Origin of the sequence: Bradyrhizobium sp. BR 1432 (assembly GCF_051547705.1) — a bacterium.
Taxonomy (GTDB): domain Bacteria; phylum Pseudomonadota; class Alphaproteobacteria; order Rhizobiales; family Xanthobacteraceae; genus Bradyrhizobium; species Bradyrhizobium zhanjiangense.
In genome coordinates, this window is sequence record NZ_JBPUGF010000004.1 from 723,361 (window position 1) to 744,772 (window position 21,412).

The 21,412-nt window shown below is 62.9% G+C and carries 16 protein-coding genes and 10 pseudogenes; 25 read left to right on the forward strand and 1 reads right to left on the reverse strand.

What is annotated here, in order from left to right; all coding sequences use genetic code 11:
* The first annotated feature begins 12 nt into the window (after positions 1-12).
* The 11 genes and pseudogenes from ACSKB8_RS44420 to ACSKB8_RS44470 all read left to right on the forward strand — a co-directional run bounded on the left by ACSKB8_RS44420 (position 13) and on the right by ACSKB8_RS44470 (position 8,908).
* Positions 13-1,099, forward strand: a pseudogene (locus ACSKB8_RS44420) (replication initiator protein A).
* On the forward strand, positions 1,096-1,734 hold the full coding sequence (gene parA, locus ACSKB8_RS44425) for a ParA family partition ATPase (protein WP_438111744.1): 639 nt from the start codon (positions 1,096-1,098) through the stop codon (positions 1,732-1,734). The pseudogene ACSKB8_RS44420 and the gene parA overlap by 4 nt, the downstream one beginning before the upstream one ends.
* Entirely contained in the window at positions 1,731-1,985 is a 255-nt protein-coding gene (locus ACSKB8_RS44430; protein ID WP_438111745.1) for a ribbon-helix-helix protein, read from the forward strand. The genes parA and ACSKB8_RS44430 overlap by 4 nt, the downstream gene beginning before the upstream one ends.
* On the forward strand, positions 1,982-2,500 hold the full coding sequence (locus ACSKB8_RS44435) for a DUF2840 domain-containing protein (protein ID WP_438111746.1): 519 nt from the start codon (positions 1,982-1,984) through the stop codon (positions 2,498-2,500). The genes ACSKB8_RS44430 and ACSKB8_RS44435 overlap by 4 nt, the downstream gene beginning before the upstream one ends.
* A pseudogene (locus ACSKB8_RS44440) lies at positions 2,497-3,041 on the forward strand (S26 family signal peptidase). The gene ACSKB8_RS44435 and the pseudogene ACSKB8_RS44440 overlap by 4 nt, the downstream one beginning before the upstream one ends.
* A gap of 35 nt (positions 3,042-3,076) precedes the next feature.
* Positions 3,077-3,412 (forward strand): DUF736 domain-containing protein, encoded by a 336-nt coding sequence (locus ACSKB8_RS44445; RefSeq protein ID WP_438111747.1) that lies wholly within the window; start codon positions 3,077-3,079, stop codon positions 3,410-3,412.
* Positions 3,413-3,623: 211 nt separating this feature from the next.
* Complete coding sequence (locus tag ACSKB8_RS44450; protein ID WP_438111748.1) at positions 3,624-4,349, forward strand: lytic transglycosylase domain-containing protein; 726 nt, start codon at positions 3,624-3,626, stop codon at positions 4,347-4,349.
* Positions 4,346-4,711, forward strand: coding sequence for a hypothetical protein (locus ACSKB8_RS44455; protein ID WP_438111749.1), 366 nt, complete (start codon positions 4,346-4,348; stop codon positions 4,709-4,711). The genes ACSKB8_RS44450 and ACSKB8_RS44455 overlap by 4 nt, the downstream gene beginning before the upstream one ends.
* Positions 4,704-6,441 (forward strand): annotated as a pseudogene (locus ACSKB8_RS44460) (relaxase/mobilization nuclease domain-containing protein). Before ACSKB8_RS44455 ends, ACSKB8_RS44460 begins: the two are co-directional and overlap by 8 nt.
* A gap of 56 nt (positions 6,442-6,497) precedes the next feature.
* Positions 6,498-8,479, forward strand: a pseudogene (locus ACSKB8_RS44465) (conjugal transfer protein TraG).
* Positions 8,476-8,908, forward strand: a pseudogene (locus ACSKB8_RS44470) (CopG family transcriptional regulator). Before ACSKB8_RS44465 ends, ACSKB8_RS44470 begins: the two co-directional pseudogenes overlap by 4 nt.
* Before the next feature lie 335 nt (positions 8,909-9,243).
* On the opposite strand, the gene ACSKB8_RS44475 reads toward ACSKB8_RS44470, so the two are convergent.
* A complete protein-coding gene (locus tag ACSKB8_RS44475; RefSeq protein ID WP_438111799.1) occupies positions 9,244-9,612 on the reverse strand; it encodes an ImmA/IrrE family metallo-endopeptidase in 369 nt (122 codons plus the stop codon).
* A gap of 549 nt (positions 9,613-10,161) precedes the next feature.
* Between ACSKB8_RS44475 and ACSKB8_RS44480 the strand changes: the two genes are divergently transcribed.
* From ACSKB8_RS44480 to trbL, 14 genes and pseudogenes are all read left to right on the forward strand, one after another.
* Complete coding sequence (locus ACSKB8_RS44480) at positions 10,162-10,437, forward strand: multiubiquitin domain-containing protein (RefSeq protein WP_438111750.1); 276 nt, start codon at positions 10,162-10,164, stop codon at positions 10,435-10,437.
* A gap of 5 nt (positions 10,438-10,442) precedes the next feature.
* A complete protein-coding gene (locus tag ACSKB8_RS44485) occupies positions 10,443-10,841 on the forward strand; it encodes an E2/UBC family protein (protein WP_438111751.1) in 399 nt (132 codons plus the stop codon).
* Between the two features lie 558 nt (positions 10,842-11,399).
* Positions 11,400-12,179 (forward strand): HesA/MoeB/ThiF family protein, encoded by a 780-nt coding sequence (locus tag ACSKB8_RS44490; RefSeq protein WP_438111800.1) that lies wholly within the window; start codon positions 11,400-11,402, stop codon positions 12,177-12,179.
* 55 nt (positions 12,180-12,234) lie between these two features.
* Complete coding sequence (locus ACSKB8_RS44495) at positions 12,235-12,714, forward strand: DUF6527 family protein (RefSeq protein ID WP_438111752.1); 480 nt, start codon at positions 12,235-12,237, stop codon at positions 12,712-12,714.
* Positions 12,715-12,724: 10 nt separating this feature from the next.
* Positions 12,725-12,955 (forward strand): multiubiquitin domain-containing protein, encoded by a 231-nt coding sequence (locus ACSKB8_RS44500; RefSeq protein WP_438111753.1) that lies wholly within the window; start codon positions 12,725-12,727, stop codon positions 12,953-12,955.
* Positions 12,956-13,122: 167 nt separating this feature from the next.
* Entirely contained in the window at positions 13,123-13,704 is a 582-nt protein-coding gene (locus ACSKB8_RS44505) for a hypothetical protein (RefSeq protein WP_438111754.1), read from the forward strand.
* Positions 13,676-14,452: a hypothetical protein gene (locus ACSKB8_RS44510; protein ID WP_438111755.1), complete on the forward strand. Its 777-nt coding sequence runs from the start codon at positions 13,676-13,678 to the stop codon at positions 14,450-14,452. Before ACSKB8_RS44505 ends, ACSKB8_RS44510 begins: the two co-directional genes overlap by 29 nt.
* Before the next feature lie 370 nt (positions 14,453-14,822).
* Positions 14,823-15,775: pseudogene (gene trbB, locus ACSKB8_RS44515) on the forward strand (P-type conjugative transfer ATPase TrbB).
* The gene (locus tag ACSKB8_RS44520) at positions 15,772-16,113 is read left to right on the forward strand and encodes a TrbC/VirB2 family protein (RefSeq protein WP_438111756.1); all 342 of its coding nucleotides are present in this window, start codon (positions 15,772-15,774) and stop codon (positions 16,111-16,113) included. The pseudogene trbB and the gene ACSKB8_RS44520 overlap by 4 nt, the downstream one beginning before the upstream one ends.
* Positions 16,113-16,389, forward strand: a pseudogene (locus ACSKB8_RS44525) (VirB3 family type IV secretion system protein). Before ACSKB8_RS44520 ends, ACSKB8_RS44525 begins: the two are co-directional and overlap by 1 nt.
* Positions 16,390-16,396: 7 nt before the next feature.
* Positions 16,397-18,838: pseudogene (gene trbE, locus ACSKB8_RS44530) on the forward strand (conjugal transfer protein TrbE).
* Positions 18,835-19,591 (forward strand): annotated as a pseudogene (gene trbJ, locus ACSKB8_RS44535) (P-type conjugative transfer protein TrbJ). Before trbE ends, trbJ begins: the two co-directional pseudogenes overlap by 4 nt.
* A gap of 45 nt (positions 19,592-19,636) precedes the next feature.
* The gene (trbK-alt, locus tag ACSKB8_RS44540; RefSeq protein ID WP_438111757.1) at positions 19,637-19,924 is read left to right on the forward strand and encodes a putative entry exclusion protein TrbK-alt; all 288 of its coding nucleotides are present in this window, start codon (positions 19,637-19,639) and stop codon (positions 19,922-19,924) included.
* 3 nt (positions 19,925-19,927) lie between these two features.
* Positions 19,928-21,277, forward strand: a pseudogene (trbL, locus tag ACSKB8_RS44545) (P-type conjugative transfer protein TrbL); the annotation flags it as partial.
* Between the last annotated feature and the right edge of the window lie 135 nt (positions 21,278-21,412).

Below are 21,412 nucleotides of genomic sequence, written 5' to 3' on the forward strand. Positions count from 1 at the left end.
CAACGTTCGCCCATGTCGTCGTGCCGCCTCATCACGCCCAGCGAGCGAAGCAAGCTCGACCCGTTCGTTGTCGCTACCGGCTATGCCAGCCCGCGCGATCAGCGCGACCTGATGGAGCGGCCATTCTTCTCGCTCGCCAAGGCCAAGCGAACGACGCCGATCCTTTACGAGGCTGGCGACGTCCGTGTCGAAGTCTATGCAGTCCCCGAGCACGGTATGGCGACCATCTGGGACGCCGACGTGCTGATTGGGCGGCCAGCCAGATTGTCGAGGCTGAGAACCTCGGTCTGAGGACCTCGCGCTTCCTGCGCTTCACACCCTACCAGCTTCTGATCGCAGTAGGCCGGCAGACCGGGGCGCGCGACTACAAGCTGTTGAAAGGGGCACTGGCCCGCCTGCAGGCGACTGTCATCCGCACCACCATCCGGCACGGCGAGCATTGGCGGCGCCACCAATTCTCCTGGATCAATGAGTGGGAGGAATGCGCCAGGCGCGACGGTCGTGTGGAAGGCATGGAATTTGTCCTCCCCGACTGGTTCTATCGCGGCGTCATCGATCGCTCTCTCGTTCTCACGATCGATCCGGCGTATTTCAGCCTGACCGGCGGGATCGAGCGCTGGCTCTACCGCGTCGCGCGCAAGCATGCCGGCCGCCAGCCGAACGGATGGCTGTTCGAGATCGCGCACCTCCACAAGAAATCCGGCAGCCTGGTGCGAGTTTCCGACTTCGCGCTGCAGATCCGCCTTATCGCCGCACGCCAACCACTGCCCGGTTACAGCTTGCGCGTCGAACGCGAGGGCCGCCGCGAGCTGCTGCGCATTCTGCCGGCAAAGTTGTCCACTGCCCCTGTGGACGGCGATGTGGAAGCGCTCGGGACTTCGGACGCAAACCTTACCGGGAACTCCGCACGCAGCCCTATCGGGACTTCGCCCGCATGCATTAAGAATTTAACTTAGAGTCTAACTTAGAATCTAACTGTTGTAGTGGGCCCGTGCGTTTTGCGGATAATGCCGACGCATGCGTTGAGCCGCCAACCAAGCGCCCAAGCCAACAACAATCTTTGCCGCTTCTCCCCCACAGGGAGAGAGGCAAGCGATGATTGTCGCGCTGCTCAACCAGAAGGGCGGGGTCGGCAAGACCACGCTTGCCCTGCACCTCGCCGGCGAATGGGCGCTGCGCGGAAAGCGTGTGACGCTGATCGATGCCGACCCGCAGGGCTCGGCACTGGACTGGTCGCAGCAACGGGCGCGGGAGAACGTCTCGCGGCTATTCGGAGTCATTGGCCTCGCGCGCGACACGCTCCATCGCGAGGCACCGGAGATCGCGCGCACCGCCGATCATGTCGTCATTGACGGACCGCCGCGCTTCGCTGGATTGATGCGATCGGCGCTGCTGGCGGCTGACCTGGTGCTGATCCCTGTGCAACCGTCGCCGTTCGACGGTTGGGCGTCGGCCGAGATGCTGGCTCTGCTACGCGAGGCCCGCATCTATCGTCCACAGCTTGCCGCTCGCTTTGCGCTCAACCGCTGCGGTGCGCGCACGGTCATCGCCCGTGAGACAGCCGAAGCGCTCGCCGATCACGATCCGCCAGTGCTGGTCAGCACCATCGGCCAGCGCGTCGTCTTCGCCGATGCCGCGCAGTCGGGCCGGCTCGTCTTCGAACTTGCGGATAAGAGTGCTGCCGCCCGCGAGATCGCCGCGCTCGCCGTCGAAGTCGCGAGGTTCGCGCCATGAGCGAGCGCTCCAGAAAACGCGGCTTCGCGTCACGACCGGGCGATGCCGAACGCTGGATCAAGGCCAGCGAAGCGCGGCCGCGTCGAGTGGATGACGCATCGGCGTTCAGCGCGCGTCTGACCATCGACGTCGCGCCGGCGCTGCGCAGCCGCATCAAGGTCGCCGCGTTCCAGCGCGGCGTCACCGTCGCCGAGATGCTGCGCGAATTGCTGGCGCGCGAATTCCCCACGGACACCGGAGAGCCGTCATGAACGACAACGAGGCCTTGCCGCCACATACTGTGCCGATCTCGCATCGGCGCGGCGTTGCGCTCACGCATGTCGAGCTGACCTGGATCGAGAAGAGGATCGAGCACTGGCTACGCTTCGGCCGTCGCGCTGAGGAGAAGATCCTCGATCGCCGCCGCAGCATTTCAAGTTTTAACCCCGGCAGCATCTTCGGCTTCGTCCGCTGGGCGTCGAACGACTATGGCACCGTGGTGTCGCGCATGGACATCGTGCGCGCCGTGGAGGGCGGTCAGCGCTATCAGACGCTGCCCTTCGTGCGGCCCGGCGGCGAGATCCTGCTGCGCGTCGATAGCTGGCCGAAGGTCGAGCGCGTGTTGCAGGCGGTCGACGCGATCGAGGCGCTCGCCATCGATCCGGCTGACGCCGCGCCTGAATACTGGCGGCATCTCCACAACCGCCTCGCCGCCGGCCACGCGCCGCGCGGCTACACGCGCGAGCAGCATGTTGCCTGGCTCAAGCGCCGGAGCGTCACGCCATGACCCGCTTTGGCACCATCGTGGCGACGTTCATGGCGATGCTCGCCGCTAGCGGCTTAGTGTTGTTTCATCCGACGCCGCGGCTGATCTGGAATGCCACCCCAAGCACGCCGACAGGGTTCTACACGCTACATGCGGTCGGAGAGCTGCACGCCCTGGAACTGGTCGTGGTGCGGCTACCAGAGCCGATCGCGAGCTTCCTCGCCGATGGCGGCTTTCTTCCGAAAGGTATGCCGTTGCTGAAGCATGTGCTGGCGGTGCCCGGGCAGACCGTGTGCCGGTCCGGCGATGCCATCACCGTCGATGATGTCGATGTCGGCGCCGCGCACGATCGCGATCATCTCGGCCGTCCGCTGCCCCGTTGGAGCGGCTGCCTCACCCTTTGGCCCGGCGAGATCTTCCTCATGAACCCGACCGTCCCGGACAGCCTGGACGGCCGCTATTCGGCTCGCTCCCTGCCACCGCGATCGTCGCGCGAGCGGTTCCGCTTTGGACCAATGAGGCCGGCGACGGGCGCTTCGTCTGGCGCGCCCCCACCCATTGACCCGCTTCCCCACCCGCCAACCAAGGAGATTTCCCATGGCGCAAATCGGTCAGTTCACCCGCGATAAGTCCGGCTTCACCGGACGCATTCAAACGCTCCTCTTCGAGCGGATTCTCATCCTCGTTCCGGCCGAATCCTCAGATGCCGAGAACGCGCCGGACTACCGCATTCGCCTCGGCGATGGCGAAGGCCCGGAGATCGGCGCGGGCTGGAAGCGCACCAGCGAAAAGGCGGGCGACTATCTTTCGCTTGTCATCGACGATCCCACGCTGCCGCGGCCGATCCGCGCCAATCTCTTCCAGTCGGGTGACGACCAATCGGCCTGGACGCTGAACTGGAATCGACAGCCCCAGCGCGCCGAGCGGGAGTGATCGCATGCAGCGTCCCGTCGCTCGTGCCGGCAATAAGGCGCACCAGCGTTTAACCCCTTTGTTGGCGGGAGCAACGTCTCATCCTTTCATCCCGCTCAAACCTCAGACCGCCGCTGCGCACAGCGGCGGTCAAGGGTGCGCGCGGGCCGGAGCATCGCGCGTACCCTTGATGGGCGCGAGCACGACCCTTTCCTCGCGCTATGGCGCAGACATGGCCGGTGCCGTTACCGCCATTCTCCTGCTTGCCGGCTTGCTGACGATGGGCGCGCCAACGCCGGCCGCGTCTGCACAGGCAGCGCCGACGCAACATCAGCCGGCGAGCGATCACTATGCTACGCTCGTGGCGGAAGCCGCGCGGCACTTTGGCATTCCGGAAGCTTGGATTCGCGCCGTCATGCGGATCGAGAGCCACGGCAACCGGCGCGCAGTGTCACCCAAAGGCGCTCTCGGTCTGATGCAACTCATGCCCAGAACCTGGGCAAACATGCGCGCTCGCTATGGTCTTGGACGCGATCCCTTCGATCCGCATGACAACATCCTCGCCGGCGCCGCCTTTCTTCGCGAGCTGCACGACCGCTACGGCTCACCTGGCTTCCTCGCGGCCTACAATGCAGGTCCCGGGCGCTACGAGGATTTTCGGGATAGAGATCGTCCGCTCCCCGCCGAGACGGTCGCCTATGTCGCGGCCATCATCCCTTTTGTCGATGCGGAGAGCACGCCAGGACCTCTCCTCGTCGCGGCCTCTTCTCATTCATCCTGGACGCGGGCGCCGCTCTTTTTCGGGCACGCTGAGAATCGGTCTTCTGCCGCGCCGACGACACCCAGGGGATCGTCGAGCGACAAGCCGGTTGCGGTTTCCGTGCACGATCTCTCGGCCATCGCGCCGCTGTCGGAAGGCCTGTTCGTCGTGCTCTCGGCAACGGAACGATCGCAATGACTGCACCTCGTCGTCAACAAGAAAACCTCAATCGATGCACGCCAGCGAGCAGCCATGCTGCAGACATCTGCTCATTGGTCGCGCGATGGCCGCGTGCCGCCGCCATCAATCGGGAATTCGTGGTCAAGCGTGTCTCAGCGCAGGCCTGCGAGGAGAAAAGAGCAGGGGAGGGAGACGAGCAGGCAACGACCGAACGATGGCGAGATAAAAGGCCGCAATGTGCGGCTCGGTCGGTCGTCGTTTTTTGTGCCTGTTTCTCTTTGATCGGGCAATGTGCGGCTTCGGCGCGCAATGTGCGCCTCATCATCAACTCATTGCACGGGTTCTTAGTTTCGCACATTTGCGAGGCCGGCGATGGCTGAAGAGAAGGAATTTCAGCCTCGGCCCGGCCGCGTCCGTTCCTCGAGGAGCCAGCGGGCTAAGCCCTTCATCGCCCAGGCGCTCGCCGCCGCTCAGCGCGCCGGCGGCGGCGTGTCGCCAGCCGGCCGACTAACCAGCCATCGTCATTCGCGCTTCGGCCGCGGCCGGGTCGCCAGTGAACGGGCGAACCGTTTGCTTACGGGCCGGTCGCGTCTGGTGACGATCAAGACCCGCGTCGTCCGTCATACGGCGCGGTCCGCGCCGCTCGCCGCGCACCTCGGCTATCTCCGGCGCGAGGGCGTCACCCGGGACGGGGAGAAGGCCCACCTGTTCGGCCCCGAAACCGACGATGCCGATCCCAAGGCCTTCGAGCGTTGCCAGAATGACCGGCACCATTTCCGCTTCATCGTCTCGCCCGAAGACGCGTCTGAGATGGCTGACCTCAAAGGGTTCGCCCGCGAGCTCGTCGGCCAGATGGAGGTGGACCTGGCCACCCGACTCGACCGGGTTGCCGTCGATCACTGGAATACCCAGCACCCGCACGTCCACCTCCTCGTGCGCGGCATCGCCGAGGACGGCCAGGACCTCGTCATCTCCCGCGCCTACATCAAGGAAGGGGATGCGCGCCCGCGCGCAGGACCTGGTCACACAGGAACTTGGACTGCGCTCCGATCTCGACATTCGCCGCTCGCTCGAGCAGCAGGTCGAAGCCGAACGCTGGACACAGCTCGATCGCCAACTCGTTCGCGACGCAGACCGCCTCGGCGTTGTCGACCTTGCGCCCGATCGGACGCAGCAGCCCGATCAGTTCCATGCGTTGAAGGTTGGCCGGCTGCGGCGCTTGGAGAGCCTCGGTCTTGCGCATCAAGTCGGGCCAGGCCAATGGGTCATGGACGACGCCGCAGAGACGACCTTGCGCGAGCTCGGCGACCGCGGCGACATCATCAAACGCATTCACCGCAGCCTGACCGAACGCGGCATTGCGCGCGCGACCGCGGGCTACGTGCTTTCAGGCGAAAGCCTCGACGTCCCCGTCATCGGGCGTCTCGTCGATCGCGGTCTCGACGACGAGCTCAAGGGGACCGCCTATGCCGTGGTCGACGGCGTCGACGGCCGCACCCACCACATCAGGCTCCCCGATCTCGACGCCGCCGCAGACAGCGCACCGGGCTCGATCGTCGAGCTCCGCAAATTCGACGACGCGCGAGGGCAGCGTCGCGTGGTGCTGGCTGTCCGCTCCGATCTGTCGATCGAAGCGCAGGTGACGGCAAGTGGCGCGACATGGTTGGACCGGCAGGCGGTCGCGCGCGATCCGGTGGCACTTGGCCAGGCCGGCTTCGGCGCCGAGGTTCGCGAGGCCATGGAACGGCGCGCCGATCACCTCATCGAGCAAGGTTTTGCCGAGCGCCAGGCGCGCGGTTTGGTGTTCGCGAAAAACCTCATCGGTACGCTGCGCCGTCGGGAGTTGGAGGCTCTTGGTAGCCAGCTCGCTGCCGAGACGGGCCAGCCGTTCAACCCGTCGGCCGCCGGCGAATATGTCACTGGGACCTATCGACAGCGCTTCGCACTTGCCTCCGGTCGCTTCGCGATGATCGACGACGGCCTCGGCTTCCAGCTCGTGCCTTGGACGCCCTCACTCGAAAAGCAGCTCGGCCGACATGTCTCCGGCGTCGCCCGCGACGACGGTGGCGTCGATTGGGGTTTTGGGCGCAGCCGAGGGCTAGGCCTGTGAGCCGTCCCTCCAATCACCGAGTTTAAGGAAAGGGCGGCCACTATGTCCGCGACAAAATACTCTATGGGCAGGTCATCACTGTCTTGGCGATCGTCCTGCTGACGTTCTGGACCGCGACGGAATGGACGGCCTGGCGGCTCGGCTTCCAGCCGCAACTCGGACGCCCCTGGTTCGAACTGATCCATTTTCCGTTCTACCTTCCGCCCTCCTTCTTCTGGTGGTGGTATGCCTACGATGCCTATGCGCCACAGGTCTTCATCGAAGGTGCCTATATCGCGGCATCCGGCGGCATCATCGCCGCCGCCGTCGCGATCGGCATGTCGGTCTGGCGCGCCCGCGAAGCGAAGAATGCCGAGACCTATGGCTCGGCACGATGGGCAGAGGCGAAGGAGATCGCGCAGGCCGGGCTGCTCGGGCCCGACGGCGTGGTGCTCGGGCGGTTCGAGCGCACCTATCTCCGTCATGATGGACCGGAGCACGTCCTGTGTTTCGCGCCGACCCGGAGCGGTAAGGGCGTCGGGCTCGTCATCCCGTCGCTGCTGACCTGGCCGGGATCTGCGATCGTCCACGACATCAAGGGCGAGAACTGGCAACTCACCGCCGGCTTCCGCGCGGGGCATGGCCGCATCCTTCTGTTCGATCCGACCAATGCGAAGTCATCGGCCTACAACCCGCTGCTGGAAGTCCGGCACGGCGAGTGGGAGGTACGCGATGTCCAGAACATCGCCGACATCCTCGTCGACCCCGAGGGCAGCCTCGAGAAGCGGAACCATTGGGAGAAAACCAGCCACGCATTGCTGGTCGGCGCCATCCTCCACGGTACTTTATGCCGAGGAGGACAAGAAACGCCGCCGGCGTCGCAGCCTTCCTGTCCGATCCCAAGCGCCCGATCGAATCGACGCTTGCCGCGATGATGCGGACGCCGCATCTCGGCGAGGCCGGCGTCCATCCCGTTGTCGCCTCCGCCGCGCGGGAGCTACTGAACAAGTCCGGCAACGAACGCTCCGGGGTCCTGAGCACCGCGATGTCGTTCCTGGGCCTCTACCGAGATCCCGTGGTGGCGGAGGTGACGCGACGCTGCGACTGGCGGATCACCGACATCGTCGGGGCAGAGCGCGCGACCACGCTTTACCTCGTGGTGCCGCCATCGGACATCAACCGCACCAAGCCGCTGATCCGGCTGATCCTCAACCAGATCGGCCGCCGCCTGACCGAGGACCTAAAGGCCAAGGCTGGCCGGCGCCGGCTCCTCCTGATGCTCGACGAATTCCCGGCGCTCGGCCGGCTCGACTTCTTCGAGTCGGCGCTCGCCTTCATGGCCGGCTACGGCATCAAGAGCTTCCTGATCGCCCAGTCGTTGAACCAGATTGAGAAGGCCTACGGACCAAACAACTCGATCCTCGACAACTGCCACGTCCGGGTCAGCTTCGCGACCAATGACGAAAGGACGGCGAAGCGGGTGTCCGACGCGCTCGGCATGGCGACCGAGATGAAGGCGATGAAGAACTATGCCGGCAGCCGTCTGGCACCCTGGCTCGGTCACCTGATGGTGTCGCGCTCGGAGACCGCCCGCCCGCTGCTGACGCCCGGCGAGATGATGCAGCTCCCGCCGGCAGATGAGATCGTCATGATGTCGGGCCTCCGTCCGATCCGCGCCAAGAAGGCGCGCTATTACGAGGACAAACGTTTCCAGGAGCGCATCCTGGCGCCGCCAACGCTAACCAAACCCAACGACAGCCGGCCGGACGATTGGAGTTCACGACCACTCCCGCCGCGTCCCACCACACCGCCGGTGTCGACCGGCGACCAGACAGACGTAGAGGATCCGAAGACAGCCGACCGCCGGCGGCACCCGGAACTGGATCGCGACATCGTGGAAAAGAAGGAACCGCTTGAGAACGAATTCGCTCCTGACCTCCTCGACGAGCTCGATGAAGATGCCCCGCGGATCAGGCGCATGAACGACATGATGCAGGGCGTCGCGCGCCAGGCATCGCTCGATCCCGGCGACGATCTCGGATTGTCGAGGCAGGCATGACCGCCCCGAAGAAGAAAGCCCAGATGTCGGTCTGATCTCGATCCGGACGTCATGAGGACGCTGTCGGCCTATGCCGCCCGGCGCGAGCAGCCGATGTCGCTCATCGCCGAAGCCGCGATCGCGTCCTTCTTGTCGCCGGACTCGGATGAGCGGCGGGAGGCCGCTATCGCCAAGCGACTCGATCAGGTCGATCGTCGCATCGCGCGGCTCGAACGCGACATGGGGATCTCGGTTGAGACCTTGGCCTTGTTCGTCCGCTTTTGGCTCACGACGACACCGCCACTCCCCGAACCGGCTGCAAAGGCGGCGCGGGCGCAGGCGGCCGCGCGCTACGACAATTTCGTCGCGGCGCTCGGGCGACGGCTCAGTCAAGGGCCGAAGCTGCGGCAGGAAATCCCGGACGACTGCGATCGATATGAAAGCGACTGATGCGGATCGCTGAATGGGTCTCGTCATCGGGGCGCTGGAGGAGAGCGCCGCGCATCGAAGTTTCGCGTTTGCGGTCGCTCGCCTTCCCATTAGAGGCAGCTGGGAAGCGCTTCTTTAGGACTCGGGCGTAGGCGCTCGATTAGTGTGGATCGGGTTGGTTGGACACACAGCCCTCTCTCTTTGAGGGCCCCTTTTTGCTTCTCCGGGGCCTTCAACCTGTTCGGCGGAATTGCATTCGCCTCTCATGGATCCGATGTGCTCCGCTCATTCTTAGACGGAAATCTAGCATTGCGGGGCTCACGCCATAAATGGTCTGAGCTCTGTGAAGCAAACCGTTACTGACGATGTGGAGTGCGGCTTCGATTCGTAACCAAGAGAACGCCGCCGAGATAGTTGGCCTCTGCTTCGATACCTCCATCGCGAGCGCGATCGCCGTCCTCGGTCAGTGGCGGTGCGCACTCATGACCCAAAAAGCAGTGGGCCAACTCGTGACAAATATTGCTTCGCTGCCGGTGGGGGTGGTGGGAGTCGTTATGCACGATGGCGGTTCGGTAACCGCACGGGACAGTGACCGCCGAAAATAACGAACTCTTAGCACCCGAAAAAGGGGATCGAGGGTCTATCTCGCTCAGTTTGCTGAGGTGAATGTCATAGTGGTTACAAATAGCCATGGGATCAATTGGGTCGACCGGATCCAAGCCCATCTTCGCCCGAACGCGAAGGGCGATACGGTTCGCCTCCGCTTTGAAGCCCCGTCGAAACCCCACTTAGGTTCCTCTCAGCTTATTGTATGTGCTGATAACAATGTCTTCCATCAATTTTGCGTTCTGCTTGCTCAAATGTGGGTTCGCTCGCAACAATGCGGTGATCTCTGCAATTGGTTCTATTTTTTTCTTCCCCGATGCTCCAGGAATCAACGACTCGGCCTTAAGATTCGACCACTTGAGAAGTGCCGCTAGGCCATTCACATCTGGCTTAGCGCCCTGTTTAATGCGCGTAAGAGTTCGACGCGTTTACACCCGCCTCAGCGGCCACGTCTTTCCATGTGAGCTGACGACCTAATCTTACGGCATTGAGAGATGCGTAAAAGGCATCGCTATCGAATGGTTCTGTAGGCATGCCGGCTCCAGTTGCGATATTCAAATGGATTGCGAACTTGCAATTCGAGCGAATCTCGATTACAATTATCAAATCAATTGCTTTTTCGCAATTGAGGCAATTAGATCTGCCAGCTAGAGAATAGGAGAATGCTTATGGCGAATGAGGGAAAGGTCGAGGGAGAGATATTCTTCTTCTACGGCCAAGATAAGATAGTGGTCGATCAGGAGATCCCGACCGGAAAACAACTCAAAGATGTTATCAAGGCGCATGTGCCTTCTTTTGATCCGACTCACGATTTGGTGCTTGAAGGGCACGGCCACGACGCCGACCGGGTGATCGGGGATGGTGATACCGTCGATCTCGGGCGCGGTCATGGAGAAGGCGGGCCCAAACACTTTTTCAGCCGGCCTCCGACGAATTTTGGGTAGAATCGATGCTTTCGCCGGTGACAACTCGCCAGCTTGATCGGGTGCGCATTCGGTACCCGGATGTGCAAATTCAGCCCCTTCCATCAGGAGCGGCCCTGGTAACTATTCCTACGTTTAGTTTGCCGGGCGGCTGGAACGCATCGTCCACCTGCGTGAGGTTCATTTTGCCCGTGGGCTACCCGGGGCCGCATCCCGACTGCTTTTGGGCGTCGACCGGCCTCCGGCTTGCTAACGGACAGCTGCCCCAGGCCAGCCAAGAGCCGAATCCGATTCCAGAAACACCCTACGGCGGCCTGTGGTTCTCCTGGCACGTGGTGGACGCCCATGCGAACTGGAATCCTAACCGAGATGACATTAGTACCTATATTAACATTATCGCCGAACGGTTTCGCCGCCTGCAATGATTACGCTCGCCTTTGCCACGCCCCAGCTGCAATCGCTACGCGATGGCCTTCGCCACGAAACGCTCGAAAGTGCGGCGATTCTTCTTTGCGTGCCTGTGAGATCCCAAGCGAATGATGGTTGGCGCCTGCTGGTCCGCGAATCGTATGTCGCCTCCGGAGACGATTATCTCGAGCGAACCGCCACCTCAATTCGGCTGAACACGCAATTTTGCTTGCCTTTGGAGAAGAAGGCGAGGGCCAACAAGTGGTCGCTCATTTACGTTCACACGCATCCTCATCAGCAACTGCCTGTCTTCTCCAATATTGACGACACTGCCGAGATTGTCCTTGCTGAGTATGTGTCAGGACGAATACCGGACGTCCCGCATCTCGCGCTTCTGTTTGGTGCGACAAGATGCTTGGCTCGCGTACTGGGCACCCAAGAGCTCGCGCGAAGTCGTGGAAATCGGCGCCGATATAACAGTCTCCAGCGATCCGGGTAAGTCGTTGCTTCTTGAGGAGCGGTTCGATCGCCAAATCAGGGCGTTCGGAGAGGAGGGACAGGCGCGTATCGGGCAAATGCTGGTCGGTGTAGTCGGTCTCGGTGGAACTGGCTCCCTCGTCCTCCAGCAGCTGGCGCATCTCGGTGTGCGGCGCTTCCTGCTCGTAGATCACGATATAATCGAAGCGAGCAATCTCAATCGTGTCGTGGGTGCGCAGGCGCACGATGCGTCAACTACGCCAAAGGTGGACGTTGCTGAACGTCAGGTCATGAGCTTGCGTGCCGACGCCCAGGTGACCAAAATAGTCGCTGACGTCACTGACGGCCTAGTAGCTCGACGACTAGCCGACGCGGATTTTCTCTTCAACTGCACCGATACGCAGGCAAGCCGTCATGTGCTCAATCAGCTCGCGTATCAGTATAGGGTCCCGGTCATCGATCTTGGCGTTTCTATCACAGTGGTCGATAGGTCGACGCGGTTTGCCGGTCATGTTAAGATGCTTGCGCCAGGCCTTCCTTGCCTTTGGTGTATACGTCATCTCGATGCGGGACAGGTTCGCCAAGAGCTCATGACTGAAGCACATCGCGCGGCTGATCCATACTTTCAAGGAGGAGACGGTGTTCCGCAGCCAGCGGTGATCAGTCTCAACGGAGTTGTCGCATCTGTCGCCGTCACCATGTTTCTCGCAGCCGTTGCAGGCGTGCCAGCGCCAGCACGCTATGTCATCTATGATGGGAACCGATCTAGAATGAATGCGGTCACTGCCGAGATCGATCCAGCCTGCAATTTCTGCGGCCCAGACTCGACGGCTGGGTGGGGCCCCACATATTCAATGCCAACGCGCCAGCATGGTTAGAGCACGAACCATAAGATTTTGCGGCAAGGCCGAAGGGCATTCGGGAGCCGTAGCTTTGCTCAAGCAGATCGGCGACGTGGCGCTGGATCAGCGGGGCGTGCCTCGTTCACTGGTGATGATGTGTCCCGATGGATGTGGAGATATCCTTACCATCAATTTGGACCGACGCGCCGGTAAAGCGTGGCGCGCCGACGTCCGCGATGACAAATTCACCCTGTATCCGTCTGTTTGGCGCGACGAGGGATGCGAAGCCCATTTCATTCTTTGGAAGGACCGCATTCTGTGGTGTGATCGGCATGATGGACCGGAATGGCGGGATGATCGCGTAGTAGCCCAGATTCGCGATGAGTTGGGTCGTCACACCGACTTTGTACACTACGAAACCTTAGCCGAAGGGCTGGCGATTATTCCATGGGAGGCGCTTTGGGCGTGCCAGGCGCTGGTTCGATCTGATGAGGCGGAAGCCCGCAATTTCGGTTATTTTCGTATGCTGAGACCGAACGGACCAGCTATCCGTCGAGGGAAATGGGCTTAAGGAGGTTGCCTTGAGCAGCGATCGTTACCAGCTCAGCGTCAACGGCCAACATTTTGAAGTTCAGACGAGGGAATTGGTCGGGCTTCAAATTCGCGCACTAGCAGCCATTGACCCGGCTTATGATCTGGTACTGGAGGGGGAAGGAAGTGACCCCGATCGCATCCTAGGCGATGGCGACACGGTCGCGCTCACGGGCTCGCCGAAGCGGATATTTACCCGCCCTCCCACGGCGTTTGGTTGACTGAGAGCCCGTAAGTGCCTTTTCGAGCACAGGTTTTATGGATCGGCGTACCACCCCCCGATGATTTCGGACGTCGGTGCGGAGAGCGTGAGCTCACGCTAAAATTTGTCGCTTGCGACAAGGATCTCGCAAGCGAATGGGCACGGTCGCGTGCGGTTGTGTTCTCAATGGCAGATCCTGACGCGCCACTGCTCAAGATCGTCGTGTCTACTCTCGCCGCTACGGCCTTAGTCGAGGGTGTTCAAACGTACCTCGTTGCTCCTTTGGATGACATTCCCGCGATCGCACAAGCGCTTGCGACACTACCATTCAAAAATCGCGTCTTGCTGCGTGCTCCCACCGCGGTGCCAGGATTGGCGCAGGAGTGTGCATGTCTGCAGCCTGGAATGCCGCGGTCCACGAGTGTCAACCTAGACGGTTGCCGGAAAGACAAGCCGGAAGATCTATTTCTTCTCCAGCGCGCGTTCAGCGATTGCAGCGAAGTTCGATTCAGCCGATTAGACGGTGGTCGAAGCGCCGACGTGTTTCAGGCGTTTGCGCGACTTCGTGACTCGCGCGCCGGGCCGTATCCGTTGCCGTTTTTTGTTAAGCTGGACCGCTACACCAAAATCTCCAGAGAGCTTGATAATTACCGGGACTGCACGACGCTGTTTATTCCGTTCTTTGCCCGACCTAATCTTGATTTCGCGCGATGCATCCGGGGCGCCGAGCGAGGGCTAATTGTCGGAAATTTCGTCGAGCACTCTTGATTCTCTGCAAGAACTAGTTGATCGGGGTACTGCGCAAGCAGCTATCAATTCGCTCTTTGATGACGCCCTGCGTGGCTGGCGAAGCCAAGCCTATCTATCTCCGCAAAATAATCGGCACGTTCCGCTGGCACTGAGCCTCGGAGGTGCTATTGCGCAGTATTCATCTACTTCACGCACCCTCGCTGACGCATACGCCGAGGAGGCATCGGTCTTGGGAGCTACGTTGTCGGCTACCGAAATTGGCGGACAGCTCGACGGTTTGCCTGCGATCAAACATCATTGTGCGCTATTTCATGGCGACCTTCATGGTGAGAATGTGCGCGTTCGGGCGGGCCACGCCATCCTCATCGACTTTGCTGGTGTCCAGCACGGTCCGCTTGTTGCGGATCCAGCATGCTTGGAGACAGCACTCGTTTTGCGAGCCGCAGCTTCGAAGAAAGACTGGAGGGCCGTCATCCCCGATTTGTACACATTCGATAATCTACAAACCTTGCCGCAGCCTCGTGAGCCGGCAGCAGCTCTTTCATCGCTCTGGAACGCTGTTCGCCAAATCCGGCGCTTTGGTCTAGCTGAAGCGCAAAGTCCAAATGAGTACGCGACGGCGGTCGCAGTATATTTGCTTAGGCATGGTCTACGCGATCGCGACGATGGTGAGCAGCACATACGACGTCCAACGTTGGTATGGTTAGCTGAGCGACTAACGAAGGCGCTCGTATCGGAAGCCGGCGCCGGTCGGGAAGGTCCATAGGGTCGAATATGCCGCGACGAAATTATCCAGACGATATGCTGGCGAGATAGTCGCATCGTTCCCAAGAACCAATTCGCAAAGAAATGCGCCTGCAGCCTTCCAGAACCCCAGTCAAATTCATCCTTTGCCGATAAATCCAATTGCAGAAAATTGTCGCTAGGGTTTCGATCAGCACGTATTCGATACAGCAAGTATTTTTTCTCTGCCCTACGCCAGCCCCCTACCACGACTGAATACTTGTTGAACTGACCCATTTCCTGCCTCTTCTATTCATCCCCGTCGCCCATCGCACATTGCGATCGGCGTTCGACGGGGGACGATCGTGGGGGGCACTTCAATCCATTCGGAAGCCTTCTCGCGCGGCGCGCGCATGCTCCGCACCGCGCTTGGGCCGGCGATCGCGACTTTCCTCGAAGACCCCTCGATCGTCGAGGTGATGCTGAACCCCGACGGTCGGCTTTGGATCGATCGGCTGTCAGGCGGGCTGGAGGATAGCGGACGGACGATGTCCGCGGCCGACGGCGAGCGGATCGTCCGCCTGGTCGCGCACCATGTCGGCGCTGAGGTGCATGCCGGCAGGCCTCGGGTCTCGGCCGAGCTTCCCGAGACGGGAGAGAGGTTCGAGGACTTCTGCCGCCGGTCGTGGCAGCGCCGGCCTTTGCGATCCGCAAGCCCGCCGTGGCCGTGTTCACGCTCGATGACTACGTCGCCGCCGGCCACCATGACCGCCGCTCAAGCGGCGGCCCTGCGGGCCGCCGTCGAGTCGCGCAAGAACATCCTGGTCGCCGGCGGACACCTCGACCGGCAAGACCACTCTCACCAACGCACTGCTCGCCGAAATCGCCGGCCACCAACGATCGCGTGGTGCTGATCGAGGACACGCGCGAGCTGCAATGCCGCGCTCCCAACCTGGTCGCGCTGCGCACCAAGGACGGCGTCGCGTCCCTGTCCGATCTGGTCCGGTCCTCTCTGCGTCTACGCCCGGACCGCATTCCGATCGGCGAGGTGCGGGGCAGCGAAGCCTTGGACCTCCTCAAAGCCTGGGGCACCGGCCACCCCGGCGGGATCGGAACGATTCACGCCGGCACGGCGCTGGGCGCGCTTCGCCGCCTCGAGCAGCTGATCCAGGAAGCCGTCCTCACCGTGCCCAAGGCACTGATCGCCGAGACGATCGATCTTGTCGCGGTGCTGCGCGGCCGCGGCAGCGAACGCCGCCTCGCCGAACTTGCTTTCGTCGCCGGCCTCGATCCCGCCACCGGCGACTACCGCGTCCAGTCCGCCGGGGCGGGCGGCGAACCCTCGCTTGTCGGAGATCCCTCATGATTCAGTTTTCTTGCGCGATCCGTCGCATCCGCCGCCGCTTCACCGACATCGCGGCGATTGCCTTCATCTCCATCGCGTTCGCGCCCGCGGCGCACGCCTCCGGCTCCTCGATGCCATGGGAGACGCCGCTCAATCAAATCCTGGAGTCGGTGCAAGGCCCGGTGGCGAAGATCATCTCAGTCATCATCATCACCGTGACTGGGCTAACGCTTGCGTTCGGCGACACCGCCGGTGGCTTCCGCCGGCTGATCCAGATCGTCTTCGGCCTGTCGATCGCCTTCGCCGCTTCGAGCTTCTTCCTGTCCTTCTTCAGCTTCTCGGGTGGGGCACTGGTCTGATGGCTGCGATCGTCGATCCAGAGGTGCCGGGTTTCTTCGCGCCGGTCCATCGCGCGCTCACGGACCCGATCCTGATGGGCGGCGCGCCGCGCACTGTTGCGATCGCCAACGGTACGTTGGCGGCCGCCATCGCGCTTGGGCTGCGCCTGTGGATCCCCGGCGCGCTGATCTCGGCCGTCGGCCATGCAGCCGCCGTCTGGGCGGCCAAGCGTGACCCGTTGTTCCGTGGACGTCGTTCGGCGCCACCTCCGCTATCCACCCTACCTTGCCGCATGAGGCTTCTATGCTGAACCTCGCCGAATATCGTAACCGGCCCGCCAACCTTCCCGACTTCCTGCCCTGGGCCGCGTTGGTGGAACGCGGTGTGGTCCTCGACGAGGATGGATCGTTCCAGCGCACGGCACGCTTCCGTGGTCCCGATCTCGACAGCGCGACGTCTGCGGAGCTGGTTGGCGTGACGGCCCGCCTCAACAACGCGTTGCGTCGCCTTGGCTCAGGCTGGGCGATCTTCGTCGAAGCCCAGCGCATCGCCGCCCAGACCTATCCGTACAGCGCCTTTCCCGATGCCGCATCAGCGCTGGTGGATCTGGAGCGGCGGGATGCTTTCGAGGAGGCCGGCGCGCATTTCGAGAGCCGCTATTTCCTGACCTTCGTCTGGCTCCCGCCGGCCGAGGACGCCTCGCGGATCGAGGGCTGGCTCTATGAAGGCCGCGCGCAGAACGGCGTCGATCCCTACGAACTGCTGCGCGGCTTCGTCGATCGGACCAATCGCGTCCTGCAACTGGTCGAAGGCTTCATGCCTGAGGTGGCGTGGCTGGATGACGGCGACACGCTCACCTACCTGCACGCGACCGTCTCAACGCGGCAACAGCGCGTCCGCGTCCCAGAGAGCGCCGATGCATCTCGACGCGCTGCTCGCGGACGAGCCGCTCGCCGGCGGCCTCGAGCCGCGCCTCGGCAGCCACCATCTTCGCACGCTCACCGTGGTCGGTTTTCCGACCGCGAACTCATCCCGGAATCCTCGATGAGCTGAACCGGCTTGCGTTCCCTTACCGCTGGTCGACGCGCGCGATCCTCCTCGACAAAACCGACGCGGTAAAGCTGCTGACCAGGATCCGTCGACAGTGGTTCGCCAAGCGAAAGTCGATCGCCGCCATCGTCAGGGAGGTGATGACGAACGAGACCTCGACACTTGGTCGATCAGCGATGCAGCCAACAAGGCCGTCGATGCCGATCTCGCGTTGCAGGAACTGGGCACCGACGACGTCGGCCAGGCCTACGTCACCGCGACCGTCACTGTCTGGGATGAGGACCCCGGCCGCGCCACTCAGAAGCTTCGCCTTGTGGAGAAGGTGATTCAGGGGCGCGACTTCACCTGCATGCCGGAAGGGGTGAATGCGCTCGAAGCCTGGCTCGGCTCGCTGCCGGGCACGCTTACGCGAACGTCCGCCAGCCGCCGCTCTCCACATTGAACCTGGCCCACATGATTCCGCTTTCAGCGGTCTGGGCTGGGCCGTCGCGCGATGAGCATTTCCGCAGCGCACCGCTGTTCTTCGGCAAGACCGAAGGTTCGACGCCGTTTCGTTTCTCGCTGCATGTCGGCGACGTCGGCCATACCCTGATCGTCGGCCCAACCGGCGCCGGCAAGTCCGTGCTGCTGGCGCTGATGGCGATCCAGTTCCGCCGCTACCGCAAGAGCCAGATCTTTGCCTTTGATTTTGGCGGCTCGATCCGCACTGCGGCGCTCGCGATGGGCGGCGACTGGCATGGCCTCGGCGGCAGCCTGTCGACCACTGCCGATGACTCCGTCTCCCTTCAGCCGCTCGCACGCATTGGCGATGCGGCGGAGCGCGCCTGGGCTGCTGAATGGGTAACCGCGATCCTCGCGAAGGAAGGCGTCACGATCGACCCGACGGCGAAGGAGCATGTTTGGTCGGCGCTGACCTCACTCGCTTCCTCGCCCGTGGAGGAGCGGACGATCACCGGCCTGACCGTCCTGTTGCAATCGACCGCGCTCAAGCAGGCGCTGCAACCCTATTGCGTCGGCGGTCCGTCCGGCCGTCTGCTCGATGCCGAGGATGAGCATCTCGGCTTTGCGTCAGTCCAGGCTTTCGAAACCGAGGGCTTAATCGGGGCTGGTGCTGCGCCCGCCGTCCTCACCTACCTCTTCCATCGCATCGAGGGGCGGCTCGACGGCCGCCCGACGCTCCTCATCATCGACGAGGGCTGGCTTGTCCTCGACGATCCGGCCTTCGCCCAGCAGCTTCGCGAGTGGCTGAAGACGCTGAGGAAGAAAAATGCTTCCGTCGTCTTCGCCACGCAATCGCTCTCCGACATCGACGGCAGCAACATTGCACCCGCCATCGTCGAAAGCTGCCCGACGCGCATCTTCCTGCCGAACGAGCGCGCCATCGAGCCCCAGCTCACAGCCGTCTATCAGCGGTTCGGCCTGAACGATCGCCAGATCGAGATCATCGCGCGAGCAACGCCAAAACGGGACTACTACTGCCAATCGCGGCGCGGCAATCGGCTGTTCGAACTTGGTCTCGGACCGATCGCGCTCGCCTTCTGCGCGGCATCTTCAAAGGCCGATCATGCCGCCATCGAACGGCTGCTCGCCGAGCACGGCCGGGAGGATTCCACACCGGCCTGGCTCGCCGATCACGAACTGCTTTGGGCCGCCGATCTCATCCCTGACCTGACAAACATCGAGGTGCAATCATGACCGACCGCAAGACGCGACGTGGCTTAGTGGCGGCGACCGCTCTCTCGCTCGCCCTGTCTATCTCGCCGTTTTTGACGGCATCGACCTCCGCGCAGGTGATCGTCGACGATCCCAGCAACTTCAGCCAGAACGTGCTGACGGCTGCGCGTGAGCTTCAGCAGATCAACAATCAAATCCAAATGCTGACCAACCAGGCCCAGAGTCTGGTGAACCAGGCGAAGAACCTCGCGAGCCTGCCGATGTCGACGCTGGCCCAGCTTCCAATCGACGATCGCGCGGACCCAGTCGCTTCTCACGCAAGCGCAGAACATTTCTTTCAACGTTCAGCAAATTCAAACCGCGTATTCCAGCAGCTACGGCGCGGCGCCGACCACCGGGTCCAACGCGACGCTGTTCGCCGCCGCCCAAACCCGCTGGCAGAACTCGGTCGGCGCTTTCGAGGACTCGTTGAAGGTGCAGGCCGGTGTCGTCGGCAATATCTCGACAAATTCCAGCGCGATGACGTCGCTGGTGTCAGCCAGCCAGTCCGCGAGTGGCGCCCTACAGGCAGCTCGAGCCGGCAACCAGCTCCTTGCCCTGCAATCCCAGCAGCTTTCCGATCTTGTCGCGGTCCTCGCCGCGAAGGGGCGGGCGGACGCGCTGGAGCAGGCGCGCGTGACGGCAACGGAGTCGCAGGGCCAGCAGCAATACAAGATCTTCGCGACGCGCAGCGGCTACCAGCCCGGCAACGTGACCATGTTCAGCGGCAACTAAAGGCGCGGATCATGGAGCGTTCGGATCTCTGGCGCGGAGTGCGCGATGGTCATTCTGCTGGCCGTCTTCATGGCCACGCTGTCCTACATCCATCGGCGTCCCACGCCGCCGCGGGAGCTATCGGACGCTCCGGCCATCTCCGCACCCGACGATCTCTCGGTCGAGCTGAGCCGCTGCCGCGCGCTTGGACCAGAGGATGCCGAAGATCCGCACTGCAGAGCGGTCTGGGAGGAGAACCGCGCGCGCTTCTTCGGCAGGCCGGCGCGGCCACTTCTGCCGCAGGCCGCGCCGGCCACGTCGTCGACCACGGGCGCTACGGAAGGAGGGAGGTAGGCCATGAACAATGTCGGCGTCATCGACACCTTCCTCAATACCTTCACCACCTATATCGACTTAGGCTTCGGCCTGATCAAAGGCGAGGTCACCTATCTCGCCTCGACCCTGATCGTCATCGACATAACCTTGGCCGGCCTCTTCTGGGCGTGGGGCGCAGACGAGGACATCCTCCAGCGGCTGGTGAAGAAGACGCTCTACATCGGTTTCTTCGCCTTCATCATCACCAACTTCAAGAGCCTCTCAGGCGTCATCTTCAACAGCTTCGCCGGCCTGGGTCTGAAGGCCGGCGGCTCGTCGATCTCGGCAGCGGACTTCCTGCGGCCGGGCCGGCTTGCGCAGGTCGGTCTCGACGCCGGGCAGCCGCTGCTCGATGCCGCAAGCCAGATGATGGGCTTCACCAGCTTCTTTGCGAACTTCGTCCAGATCGCCGTGCTGATGGTGTCCTGGCTGCTGGTGCTCATCGCCTTCTTCATTCTGGCGGTGCAGCTGTTCGTCACGCTGATCGAGTTCAAGCTGACGACGCTTGCCGGCTTCATCCTCATTCCCTTCGCCCTTTCAACAAGACCGACTTCCTCGCAGAGAAGGTGCTGGGCAACGTCCTCGCCTCCGGCATCAAGGTCATGGTGCTCGCCGTCATCGTCGGCATCGGGACGGGGCTGTTCTCCCAGTTCACCACTGCCTACGGTGGCGGCCAGCCAACCATCGAGCAGGCGCTCTCGGTCGTGCTCGCGGCGCTCGCCATGCTCGGCCTCGGCATCTTCGGGCCTGGCATCGCAACCGGACTGGTCTCAGGAGCTCCGCAGCTTGGTGCGGGCGCTGCCGTCGGCACGGGTCTCGCAGTCGCCGGCACGGCGATGGCGGGAGGCGCGGCGCTTGGGCTTGCCGGAAGGGGAGCGATGGCGGCTAGCTCCGGCGCTGCGGCCGCCGCACGTGGTGGTACGGCGATTGCGGGCGGCATGTCCTCCGCCTACAGCCTCGCGTCAGCCGGTCAGTCCGGCGCCGGCGGCGTCGCGTCTGGTCTCGCCGGCGCGGGCCGTGCTGCGGCCAGTAGCGTGGCAGCACCCGGCAGACGCGCCGTTGCGCGAGCAGCCAGGATCAACGACGGAGAGCTTTGCATCAGGCGCCCGGTCCGGCGTCGCAAATACCGGTGGCTCCTCGACCATGGGGACCATTGGGCGTGGCGAGGCCGCCGGCGGAGCCACCTCTGGAGCGGCGATCGAGAAAGGTCCGCCTGCCTGGGCTCAACGCGTCAAGCGCAATCAGGCGGTTGTTCATGGCGCTCAGACCGCAGCACAAGCCCTCAAATCCGGCGACAGCCATGGTGGCGGCCACTCCGTCGACCTCTCGGGAGAGAATACGAATGTCAGTCTTTCGGCGATCGTCGGTCCGCTACGGCCGCACGCCCGAACCCGAAACACCCTATCAGCGGGCGGCGCAGGTTCGGACGACCGCATCGGCTCGGCGCGCGTGCAGGCGAAGAACTGG

Bases quoted from the DNA above. Each gene is read 5' to 3' on its own strand.
- ACSKB8_RS44520 (WP_438111756.1), top strand. From the start codon at position 15,772: ATGATTCAGTTTTCTTGCGCGATCCGTCGCATCCGCCGCCGCTTCACC.
- trbK-alt (WP_438111757.1), top strand. From the start codon at position 19,637: ATGGTCATTCTGCTGGCCGTCTTCATGGCCACGCTGTCCTACATCCAT.
- ACSKB8_RS44445 (WP_438111747.1), top strand. From the start codon at position 3,077: ATGGCGCAAATCGGTCAGTTCACCCGCGATAAGTCCGGCTTCACCGGA.
- parA (WP_438111744.1), top strand. From the start codon at position 1,096: ATGATTGTCGCGCTGCTCAACCAGAAGGGCGGGGTCGGCAAGACCACG.
- ACSKB8_RS44450 (WP_438111748.1), top strand. From the start codon at position 3,624: ATGGCCGGTGCCGTTACCGCCATTCTCCTGCTTGCCGGCTTGCTGACG.
- ACSKB8_RS44455 (WP_438111749.1), top strand. From the start codon at position 4,346: ATGACTGCACCTCGTCGTCAACAAGAAAACCTCAATCGATGCACGCCA.
- ACSKB8_RS44505 (WP_438111754.1), top strand. From the start codon at position 13,123: ATGGCAGATCCTGACGCGCCACTGCTCAAGATCGTCGTGTCTACTCTC.
- ACSKB8_RS44490 (WP_438111800.1), top strand. From the start codon at position 11,400: ATGCTGGTCGGTGTAGTCGGTCTCGGTGGAACTGGCTCCCTCGTCCTC.
- ACSKB8_RS44480 (WP_438111750.1), top strand. From the start codon at position 10,162: ATGGCGAATGAGGGAAAGGTCGAGGGAGAGATATTCTTCTTCTACGGC.
- ACSKB8_RS44485 (WP_438111751.1), top strand. From the start codon at position 10,443: ATGCTTTCGCCGGTGACAACTCGCCAGCTTGATCGGGTGCGCATTCGG.
- ACSKB8_RS44430 (WP_438111745.1), top strand. From the start codon at position 1,731: ATGAGCGAGCGCTCCAGAAAACGCGGCTTCGCGTCACGACCGGGCGAT.
- ACSKB8_RS44475 (WP_438111799.1), bottom strand. From the start codon at position 9,612: ATGGGCTTGGATCCGGTCGACCCAATTGATCCCATGGCTATTTGTAAC.
- ACSKB8_RS44435 (WP_438111746.1), top strand. From the start codon at position 1,982: ATGAACGACAACGAGGCCTTGCCGCCACATACTGTGCCGATCTCGCAT.